The 10,411-nt window shown below is 60.8% G+C and carries 9 protein-coding genes and 1 pseudogene; 7 read left to right on the forward strand and 3 right to left on the reverse strand.

Translation table 11 applies throughout. The features are described 5' to 3' along the window. Together EOA86_RS08530 and EOA86_RS08535 are read right to left on the reverse strand one after the other, a co-directional pair. The coding region (locus EOA86_RS08530; RefSeq protein WP_164891627.1) for a sugar ABC transporter permease at nt 1–453 on the reverse strand (453 nt) is incomplete at its 3' end. Nucleotides 454–1,321: 868 nt separating this feature from the next. After that, nucleotides 1,322–2,068, reverse strand: a complete 747-nt coding sequence (locus EOA86_RS08535) for a FadR/GntR family transcriptional regulator (RefSeq protein WP_164891628.1) — start codon at nt 2,066–2,068, stop codon at nt 1,322–1,324. Between the two features lie 331 nt (nt 2,069–2,399). Here EOA86_RS08535 and EOA86_RS08540 point away from each other — a divergent pair, with 331 nt between their 5' ends. The 6 genes from EOA86_RS08540 to EOA86_RS08565 all read left to right on the forward strand — a co-directional run bounded on the left by EOA86_RS08540 (nt 2,400) and on the right by EOA86_RS08565 (nt 8,852). Continuing rightward, entirely contained in the window at nt 2,400–3,041 is a 642-nt protein-coding gene (locus EOA86_RS08540; protein WP_128341232.1) for a hypothetical protein, read from the forward strand. A 139-nt stretch (nt 3,042–3,180) separates the two neighbouring features. Beyond that, complete coding sequence (locus tag EOA86_RS08545) at nt 3,181–4,665, forward strand: aldehyde dehydrogenase family protein (RefSeq protein WP_128341233.1); 1,485 nt, start codon at nt 3,181–3,183, stop codon at nt 4,663–4,665. Between the two features lie 14 nt (nt 4,666–4,679). After that, nucleotides 4,680–6,365, forward strand: a complete 1,686-nt coding sequence (locus tag EOA86_RS08550; protein ID WP_128341234.1) for a choline dehydrogenase — start codon at nt 4,680–4,682, stop codon at nt 6,363–6,365. After that, nucleotides 6,362–7,039, forward strand: coding sequence for an aspartate/glutamate racemase family protein (locus EOA86_RS08555; RefSeq protein WP_128341235.1), 678 nt, complete (start codon nt 6,362–6,364; stop codon nt 7,037–7,039). The genes EOA86_RS08550 and EOA86_RS08555 overlap by 4 nt, the downstream gene beginning before the upstream one ends. Further along, complete coding sequence (locus EOA86_RS08560; RefSeq protein ID WP_206629978.1) at nt 7,036–8,148, forward strand: GntG family PLP-dependent aldolase; 1,113 nt, start codon at nt 7,036–7,038, stop codon at nt 8,146–8,148. The genes EOA86_RS08555 and EOA86_RS08560 overlap by 4 nt, the downstream gene beginning before the upstream one ends. Nucleotides 8,149–8,360: 212 nt before the next feature. Beyond that, nucleotides 8,361–8,852 (forward strand): class II aldolase/adducin family protein, encoded by a 492-nt coding sequence (locus EOA86_RS08565; RefSeq protein WP_206629979.1) that lies wholly within the window; start codon nt 8,361–8,363, stop codon nt 8,850–8,852. Nucleotides 8,853–8,900: 48 nt separating this feature from the next. On the opposite strand, the gene EOA86_RS08570 is transcribed toward EOA86_RS08565, so the two are convergent. After that, a complete protein-coding gene (locus EOA86_RS08570; RefSeq protein ID WP_128341236.1) occupies nt 8,901–9,902 on the reverse strand; it encodes a glycoside hydrolase family 3 N-terminal domain-containing protein in 1,002 nt (333 codons plus the stop codon). A gap of 255 nt (nt 9,903–10,157) precedes the next feature. On the opposite strand from EOA86_RS08570, the pseudogene EOA86_RS08575 reads away from it, so the two are divergent. Continuing rightward, nucleotides 10,158–10,411 (forward strand): annotated as a pseudogene (locus EOA86_RS08575) (MFS transporter); the annotation flags it as partial.

The raw sequence follows: 10,411 nt of genomic DNA on the forward strand, positions 1-10,411 counted from the left end.
CACAAGAGTGTAGATCGACATGTTCGGATTGACGATCCAATCGAACGAAATTCTCTGCCAACCCCAGTCTCGAACGAGCTTTTCAATTCCAAGTTCTGGATTCAGAATCCACTTCCAGGCGGTGCCGGTGACGATGAAGGAGATCGCCATCGGATAGAGGTAGATCGATCGTATAGCGTTCTCGGCCCTGATCTTCTGGTCCAGAAAGATCGCCAACAGCAGGCCAAGTCCCACCGAGAGAGACACGAAAAGTCCGGCGAAGATCACCAGGTTTCCGACGGCAACGTGCCAGCGTTCCATCGACCATAGCGCGATGTATTGGTCCAATCCGACAAAGTCGTACAGAGGTGTAATTTTCGACGCCGTCAACGAAATGAGGAGCGACCACAGTGCGAAACCGTAAACGAAGACACTGAGAACAAGCAGTGTCGGCGACAGTACCAGCAGCGACATCGTTTGGCCGACGCGCTGTCTCAAGCCCGCCTTGGACGTCCTGTTCTGCCTTCTGCTCTCCCTTTCAGGCCGAGCAAGCAAACTCGTCACCGCCACCTCCGGCACCTCCGAACGTCCAACCGGGCCCAACACCCCACACTGTGTTCGTGGCCGGATTTACCTGACCCGGGGACCGCATCTCGTGCGACCCAAAGCGTTGGCAGCGTCGCTCGCTCGCATCCGAATTCCCGGTGCGCGTGCCATGAAGCACGCGCACCGGGATGCCGTCGTGCTGTCAGGGAGGTGTGACGACGACAAGCCGATAAACCCAAGTGTCCGTTCTCCCGCTTCGTTTCAAAATCCAGCAAAGGGGGGCGCGCTGATCGGGCCGGCACGGCTACCCCTTTCACTTTCTTGCCAACGCGGTCGTTTGCGTCGGCTCGTTAGATCGATCTAATCAGACTTTCCGCAGAGTGGCAACCGCGATGTTGTCTGTTCAGGCATGCAGGCCGATGAAGCTTCTTGTCTTGCCCCCAACGAACAACAGCGTCGGCATCATTGCGCTGCGTCGTGCATCGAGATCGACCCAATGAATTGCGCGCACTCTTCGCGGCGATACTCGTCTTCCTCGACACCCATCACCTCTGCCGATTTTGTCCATTTGACGTTAGCCGGCAACTTCGCAGCGCTCGGATTATAGACGCACTGTGGCGCGATCCGAGCTTCAAGTTGAGCGGACGCGACGCACGGGAGTAGGGAGGCGCCAGGGCCCGATCTATGCGCGCCTAGGCCGAAAGAGAGGCAACGGTAGCTCTGCAGTGGGGAACGGAGTGGCTGCTAGATGATAGAAGAGGACCAACCCATACATGATCTGTAAGCCGCGCGGGGGTTAGCGCACGGTCTCTCCATGTGGCGTCGTAGGACGTTGGCGGCTCCAATCGGGAACTGCATCGAACCCCAGCAGTCGGCGTCGAGATTTGCTGAGGTGCTCGAACATCGCCTCGTACGCGCGCGGCGCATTCTGCTCGGCAATCGCCTCGACGACTAGGGCGTGCTCGCTTTCGACAAGGTCGAGCCTCGTCTGCGAACCAGAGGAAGGAAACTGTCCGATCAGCCTCATCCCGAAGACGATCTGCCGATGCAGCATCGACATCGTAGCAGAGTACATTGGATTGTGGGACGAACGAGCCACTGCAAGATGGAAGCCGAAGTCCAGGTCGCCAAAACCTTCGTCATCCACGCTTTGGCTGAAGGCTTCGTGAGCAGCGGACAGGATTTGAAGATCGGCTTCGTCTCGCCGCACCGCAGCCGACGCGGCGGCATCGCATTCGATGCTGAGCCGAAACTCGAAAGCATGGATCACATCCGCAACGTTTTCGATCTCGCGGAACTTCCGCGGCCCCACGGCGGCCACATCGAGGACGTAGCTTCCCGAGCCGCGCTTTGAACTGATGACTCCGTCATCCCGCAGACGGACTAGGGCCTCCCGCACAATCGGCCGGGAGACAGCGTACTGCGCGGCCAACTCCATCTCTGTTGGGATGCGGGTGCCCTGCGACCACTCTCCGGACTCCACCTGCCGCCGCAGTGTCTCATAGAGCTTCTCGGAGAGCTTGGTTTTGTGGGTGGAGGACATGAGAGCTAGCTTTACATATGTGTAAGATATTTGGCAATTAGTCAGATCAGGCTTGATGGCGCGATAAAAGTCTGACATCCTTCGTCGAAACCATCGCGAGCAGATGTGTGGCCCTTCCCGGCAAATCCGTGACAGGCGGCCAACGTCGAGAGGTCTGTTGGTTCAGCTTCGTAGGTCGGTCGGTTCCGAACGGCGCGAGGAACCCTTCGGCTTTACGCGCCCCGACCCTGTTGATCTATAAGGACAAGGTGTGACAGACGCGCCGATTCCCCTGTTTGAAGCCTGGTTCGGCGTGTCTGTTCCGCCGCATTGGGATTTGCATGCTTGGCTTATGTTCGCCATTTGGATTGTATTCATCCCTGCAGTGGTCGCGCTGACGCGTTTCGGCAAGCCACCGCCCTCGGTCAGTGGCATCACTAAGGGCAGCCCGATGTTCAGCCGCAAGCTGTTGTGGTTCACTGTGCATCGCGTCGGGCTGTTCGTGCTGACCGCGGCGAGCTTGGTCGGCGGTCTGATCGCCGTCGCAGCGGCTGGCGGCGTTGGCAACACCCTTCATGGAGTCTTCGGCATCGGAACGCTGATTCTCGGAGTGCTGCAGATCGTCAGCGCACGCTGGCGCGGAAGTCATGGCGGACGCGACCCCGTGCAGGGAACTTCGGATCCCGTGTTCACGCGAGGCGATCATTACGACATGAGCCCGAGGCGGCGCTGGTTCGAGGCTTGCCACAAGACGGTCGGCTATTTTGCTATGGTGTCTGCAATCGGCGCCGTCGCCACTGGCCTTTCGCAATACTGGATCACCAGCATCGCGATCACGCTTGGCCTGGTCGTGGTGTTCTGGGTGGTGATCGCTGTCGTTCTGGAAGCGATCGGCTTCCGGCACGATACCTATTTATCCAACTTCGGCACGGGCGCACATCACCCGTTCAATAAGGCCCGGATTGACAGGTTATCGGGCGGCGGCGCGGACTGAAGGAGGAGGTCGCTCCCACCGCGTCCGTTCGCTTACTATTTGTTTGACAAACATTCTGAAAATGACAATGCTGTAAAATAGGAAGCGGCCTCATTCATGTGGATGAGCCCTAGCTTTATGGTCCGCTGAGGAAGTTATCATGACACAACGAGCGGCCCGGCGGTTCGCCAACTGGATCGGTGGCGCCTGGCGTGGCGCCAACGGCCCGGAGCTCGAGCGGCGCGATCCGGCCAGCGGCGCTGTCGTTTCTCTCTTCCGCGATTCGACGGCCGACGACGTCGACGCGGCGGTTTCTTCTGCTATGGCGGCTTTCAAGGCGGGATGGTCAGCGGCAAGCGGAGCCGAGCGTGCCGCCGTCCTCGCAAAGGCTGCTGACAACATCCGCCTGGAAATTGAGGAACTTGCCTATTTCGAGATGGCGGAAAGCGGCAAGCCGGCAAGGCAGGCACGGCTAGAGATCGAGCGCTCGGCCATGCTTTGGGATTATGCCGCAACGCAGGCGCGTTCAGTGACGGGTGACAGCTTCGGACAGCTTGGCGGCAATTATTTTGCTGTCACCGTCCGCGAGCCGCTCGGCGTCGCGGCGATTATCACGCCATGGAACTTCCCGTTCCTCATCGTTAGCCAGAAATTGCCCTTCGCGCTGGCCGCCGGCTGCGCAGCCGTTGTCAAGCCAAGCGAGTTGACCAGCGCGACGGCGCTGCTCCTCGGGCCGATCCTGAAGGACGCTGGCTTACCGGACGGCGTGCTCAACATCATCACCGGCCTGGGACGCAGCTGCGGCGATGCGCTGCTGCACCATCCGTCTGTCGACATGATCTCCTTCACAGGCTCTACGACCGTGGGCAAGCACGCGATGCGCGTCGGCGCAGATGGTCTGAAGAAGGTGTCGCTCGAGCTCGGGGGCAAGAATGCCCACATCGTCATGGCTGACGCTGATCTCGACGCCGCGCTCGACGCCGCGCTGCACGGCGCCTTTCTCAACGCCGGGCAATCCTGCAACCAGGGCAGCCGGCTGCTGTTGCAATCCTCGATCGCCGAGGATTTCACCAGGAAGCTTGTCGACTACGCTTCTCGGATCAGTGTTGGCGACACTCGAGCCGAAGGTGTCCTTGTCGGACCGATCATCAACAAGCAGCAATATGACAAGATCGTCCGTTACATCGCGAACGGCCGCGAGGAAGGCGCGACGCTGGCACTCGGCGGCACGCATCGCGAGGAGGGCGAGGTCCGCTTCGTCGACCCGACGATCTTCACTGGCGTGCAGCGGCATATGCGCATTGCCCGTGAGGAGATCTTTGGCCCAGTGCTGTCGATTCTCAGCTTCGACACGATCGAGGAAGCAGTTTCGCTTGCGAATGATTCAGTCTACGGGCTGTCGGCGGGACTTTGGACTGCCAATGTGACCGCGGCGATGAACGCCACGCGCGCCATAAACGCGGGGACGATTTGGATCAACACCTACCTCGATGGGCCGCCCGAACTTCCCTTCGGTGGCGTCGGCGAAAGCGGGATTGGTCGCGAGGTCGGTCGGCTTGGCGTCGAAGAATTCATGGACATCAAGACAGTTCAGATCCGCAGCGGCGGCTATGCGTCGCGCTGGATCGGTAGCGCTGTCGTGTGACGGGCTGGACGTGGATGTGGGGTGCGGAAGTGAGTAGGGAATATGACTACATCGTGGTCGGCGGCGGCTCGGCAGGCTGCGTCGTCGCTTCGCGACTGAGCGAAGACCCGTCGGTCAGGGTGCTGCTGCTCGAGGCCGGCGCCAAGAACAATTCGCCGCTGGTGCGCTGGCCAGCAGGATACGCACGGCTGCAGGGAAGCAAGGTGCGCTGGGAGTGGTCGACGGTTCCCCAAAAGCAGCTCGATAATCGCGCGCTGCTGTTTCCGCAGGGAAAGCTGCTGGGGGGCGGCAGCGCGGTCAACTCCATGGTCTATATTCGTGGCAACCGCAAAGACTACGACGCCTGGCTAGAACAGGGAAACGAAGGCTGGGGTTATGAAGACCTGTTGCCCTACTTCCGCCGTTCGGAAGACAATGAGCGTTTTGCCGACGCGTTTCATGGCACTGACGGGCCGATGGGCGTCTCCGACCAGCGCTTCCCGATTGAGCTAACGCGGAAATTTGTGCGGGCCGCACAGGAGGCTGGATTTCCGTATAACGAAGACTTCAACGGCCGCAGCCAGCATGGCGTCGGTTACTATCAGGTCACGCAACGGGCGGTGCGGCGCTCGAGCACGGCCGCTGCCTTCATCTATCCCAACCGGTCGCGGCCCAATCTTACAGTCGTGACCAAGGCCCGCGTCACCAAAATAGGCATCAGGAACGGCCGCGCCGTGTCGGTGGACTACATCTTGCCTGGCTCGACCAGACCGGAGACCGTCACTGCAACACTTGAAGTCGTCGTGTCGGCCGGCGCGATTAACTCGCCGAAGCTGCTCATGCTCTCGGGGGTGGGCCCCGCTTCTCATTTAAAGCAGCTCGGAATCGCGCCGGTCGCCGATCTGCCGGTCGGCCAGAACCTTCAGGACCACATGGACGTTTACTGCTGCGTCAGCCTGAAGGAGCCGGTCTCTTACAACGGCCACGATCGGGCCCCCATGGCTCTGTGGTATGGCCTGCAATTCCTGATCTTCGGCAGCGGCCCAATCACCAGCAACGTCTGCGAAGGCGGTGCTTTCGTGAGCACAAACGGTGAGGCGGATTGGCCGGACATCCAGATGCATTTCCTGCCAGCCTATGTCATCGACCACGGGCGCGTTCGGGTGGCCGGGCACGGCATGACACTCAACACCGCCTACTTGCGGCCAGAAAGCCGGGGCCGGGTCACACTCGCCTCTGCCGATCCGATGGCGGAGCCTTTGATTGACCCCGACTACCTGTCGCATCCCAACGATTGGCGCCATAGCATTCAGGGCTTCAAGCTGGCGCGTGAAATCCTGAACCAGCCCAGCTTCCGCAAGCTCTACAAGGCCGAGCATCTGCCCGGGAAAGATGTGCGCACGGACGAGCAGATCGCCGCCTACATCCGGCAATGGGCGAAGACGGACTTCCACCCCGCCGGTACCTGCAAGATGGGCAACGACGAGACGGCTGTCGTTGACACGAACCTCAAGGTGCGTGGCGTGGAAGGACTGCGCGTGATCGACGCTTCGATCATGCCGACCCTGGTCAGTGGCAATACCAACGCACCGTCCATCATGATCGGTGAGCGTGGCGTCGATGCCATCTTGAAGCGGCGGGAGCCGAAGGCAGTCATCCCTGTCGCCGATAAGCAGCAGGACAAGCGGCTTTTCCCAAAGGTGGTTGGAGGGCGCAGGTGAGCGATTCCGCCAGGAAAACGGTGCGTCTGTTTCACACAGCCCCTGCCTTGGTGGCCGTCTTTGACGCGCTCGCCGCCGAACTCGCGCCCTGGGTTGTTCTCCGGCACACCGTTCGCGAGGATCTGCTCAAGCGCGCGATTGATCTCGGCCAGGCGACGCCCGAGGTGATCGAGGCGGCCGCGAGTGCGATCGCCGAGCAGACGCATGACGACATCGATGCCGTTGTCTGCACCTGTTCCACGATCGGAGCCGCAGCCGACCTGGCTAACGCGACTTCGAACCTTCCCGTCTTCCGCATAGACCGAGCCATGGCACGCGAAAGTCTGATGCTCGGCGAGCGCATCCTGGTGCTCGCCACCCTGCGCACCACGATCGAGCCGACGGTTTCCTTACTGAAATCCGAAGCGGGGGCGATGGGCCGCGCACCGACTATTGAAAGCATGGTGCTCGACGAGGCGCGTGCGCTGTTCCTGTCTGGTGACACGGACCGATACCTTCAGGCCGTCGCAGACGGTATTAACGCCGCCGCGCTCGACGCCGACGTCGTAGTGCTCGCGCAGGCGTCCATGGCCGCAGCGCTGCCGCTGGTGAAGGCCGTCAACGCACCGATCCTCACCAGTCCGCGTATCGGATTCGCCTGGGTGACAAGGGAATTGTCGGGGCTAGCCGCGTGACAGAGTCAAACGTGAATAGAAAGCGGATCATCGATCTACGCAGTGACACGGTCACGCGTCCGACGGCGGATATGATCGAAGCGATGTCGAGGGCCGAACTCGGCGACGATTTCTTTCGCGACGACCCCACTGTTCTCGCTTTAGAGGAGGAGGCGGCCGACCTGCTCGGCATGGAAGCCGCGATGCTGGTCATCAGCGGAACGATGGGCAACCTGGTCTGCGCGCTTTCCCTTTCGCCGCGCGGCAGTTCATTCATCGTCGAGGCGAACGCACACATTCAGATTAATGAAAGCGGCTGGCCAGCCGCAATCGCGGGGCTTACGGCAAAGCCGGTACATGGAGTGGCCGGAAAGATCGGTGTCGACGCCCTGAAGCAGGCCATCGCTGAGACACAGATGCGGCTGAGTGCGCCCCCAAGCCTGCTCTGTCTGGAAAACACCCACAACGCAGCCGGCGGACGGGTCACGGACCCATCCCATCTGGCCGAGCTGGCCGATGTTGCGCATGCAAGCGGCATCAAAGTTCATCTCGACGGCGCACGCATCTTCAACGCTGCGGTGGCGCTGGGCCGACCGGTTCGCGATTTCATGCGCAATGTGGATACGACGACGTTCTGCCTATCAAAGGGCCTGAGCTGCGCTCTCGGCGCAGTCGTTGCCGGCAGCGCAGACGCCGTTCAGGCTGCCCGGCGCTGGCGTCAGGTTATCGGCGGCGGCATGCGCCAGGCGGGCGTGATTGCCGCCGCCGGCCGGGTAGCCCTGAAGTCGATGGTTGAACGGCTGGCAGTCGATCACGAGAACGCGAGGTTGCTGGCGACACGGCTTCGCGATGCCGGCCTTGAGGTCGACGTCGAGGCCGTCGAGACCAACATGATGTTCCTAAAAGTCCCCAACGGCTTCGATCAGCATCTTTTCCAATCCGAACTCCGTGCGTCCGGCATCGTCATCACTCCCCCCAAGTCTGGCCGAATCCGGCTGGTCACACATCGGGAGGTGTCCACTTCGGACATTGTCTTTTGCTCGGGCATCATCGGCAGAGCTTTCGACCTCGCGCAGCGGCAGAAGGTTTGTGCCGACGCGGACACCACCGCGGCTGAGGTCGTCTACTAGGAGCAGACCAAGCTGCTGGGCGTCATCGCCGACGACTAATTTCTTCGCAAAAGCCTTGGCGAGAATGGCGTGCCAATGATGAACGAGAGCGGCGCGCGCCGGGAAATTGTCCGTCTGTCCAGATCGCTTTCCGATCGCGGATTTTCGGTCGGGGCGGCAGGGAACATTTCGTGCCTGGTCGAGGACGGCATCCTTACCACCCCGACCAATTCATGCCTGGGCTTGATCCCGATCGTATCTCCAAGGTGAGCCGCGACGGACGGCATCTCTCCGGCGACAAGCCTTCGAAGGAGATCTTTCTCCACCGGACCTTCTACGACAGTCGCACCGCGACGCGCGCGGTCGTGCACCTTCACTCGACCTGCTGCACGGCGCTTTCCTGCCATCTCGATCCAAACGACTGCATCCCGGCGCTGACACCCTATGTCGTCGTGGGGGGTAGGGGCGGTACGATTGTTGCCCTACACACGACCTGGACATGCAGCCGCGGCAGAACTGATTGCGCAGCTGGAGGTAGGTTCGCTGGGGTGCTCTTGGCCAATCACGGTCCGGTTGTAACCGGCACGAGCCTGGCATCGGCCGTGGCTGCCGCGGAGGAACTCGAGGAAACAGCGAAACTGCTGATGATCTTGCGTTCGGCACCCGTGCGGGTGCTGACAGAACAGGATGAAGCCGACTTGCGCAAACACTTTCCCCAGATGTAGCCGTGCACCAAGCAGGTCGCGCTAGCGACCGGGAGTGTCAGATTGTCGCTAAGAGGAGACAAATGACCTCACTCGTTCGGCAGCCTGCAGCAGACGTCGCTCGGAAAGGTCGCCGGAGCTGACCGCCTCGACCAAACCTTCGCTTACCTGTCGAAGATGTGACCGCCCGCTGAACAGCAGAAGCTCGGCGCCGGCATTCAACGACGCAACGGCGGTGTCGATCAGATTTTGTCCGCGCGCTGTGGCGGGAGCGTCGAGGTCATCGCTGATAACAAGGCCCGTGAAGCCGAACTTCTCGCGTAACATGGATATGACAGCAGGCGAGACGCAGGCCGCGTTGATGGGATCGATTGATCGAACCGCTGCGGGTCCCACCATAACTGCCCGCGTTCCCGCGGCAATCATCGCGGCGAACGTTTCCGCATAAACCTCGATCTGTCCTGTTTCGGTTTCGAGAACGACATCCGTCAGCGCGGGATCGAGCGGCAGGTGATTAAAGCCGGGAAAATGCTTTGTTGCGGTTGCGATACCGGCTTTCTGCACGCCTCTCACAAATGCTGCTCCGAGCCGCGCCACGACATCCGGATCACCGCCGAGGGTTCGGTTCAGCAGCCAAGGGTTGGTACCGTCCACGACGTCCACGATCGGCGCGAGGTACATCGTCACACCGAGTTCGCGTGCTGCGGCGGCATTCCCGAAGCAAGCCGCTTCCAAATCGGCGTCCGGCATGGCGATAGCGGCGGCCAGCGAAGGCAAATCCGGAACGAGCCCTTCCAGGCGGCGTATTCCTGCCAGTTCCTCGTCAACCGCAACAATCAAGCCGTCCGTGCTCGCCTTGAGCCTTGCCAAATGAGCGCGGAAAAGATCAGGCGATTCGCTGTCGCGGCGCTCCTCGCTCATTCGCCGCTGCACATATTCCTGCCGCGACTCGCCAACGAGCAGGGAACAGCCGCCCGAGTCGAGAAAGGGCCGCATGTCGGCATCCAGGTCCCAGTTGTCGAAAGCCGGAAAGAGAACGGCGTTAGCCGCCCGCGCGATGTCCGATGTCATGATTGCTCCCGTCACGAATGGGCACAAACGGATGGCCCAGGCCTGAAAACGATTTTGATGCCACTTCGTGCACAAACAGGCGAGAAGCGCAACAAAATCGTGAATTAACAAGAGGCAATATTGATCAAATGTGGGCTAGCTGCGTCATTCTGCGTCGATAATCGGCACGATGCGCAATGGAACAATGGTCGAGCTCGGGTTCATGCTTCAGGCACCGCCGGGAAGTTGGTTCGATCCTCCAGATCCGAGCGACCCATGGCCAGCGAGAAACTCCTGATGATTCGTTTCCCGATGCCAGCCCGTCTGGCATGCAGTCTGTTCTTTCTCAGCGGGGGCGTTGGCATCGGCGCGTGGGCCGCGTCTCTTCCGGTGCTCGCAGCTAAGAACAATCTGGATAAGGGGCTACTCGGTCTCGTGCTGCTCTGCTTCGCGTTGGGCGCTATCCTGCTGATGGTCAATGTCGGACATCTGACGAGGCGTTTTGAGTGCAGCACCATCAGTATTTGCGG

The organism is Mesorhizobium sp. M5C.F.Ca.IN.020.32.2.1 (assembly GCF_004023105.1).
Classification (GTDB): Bacteria; Pseudomonadota; Alphaproteobacteria; order Rhizobiales; family Rhizobiaceae; genus Mesorhizobium; species Mesorhizobium wenxiniae.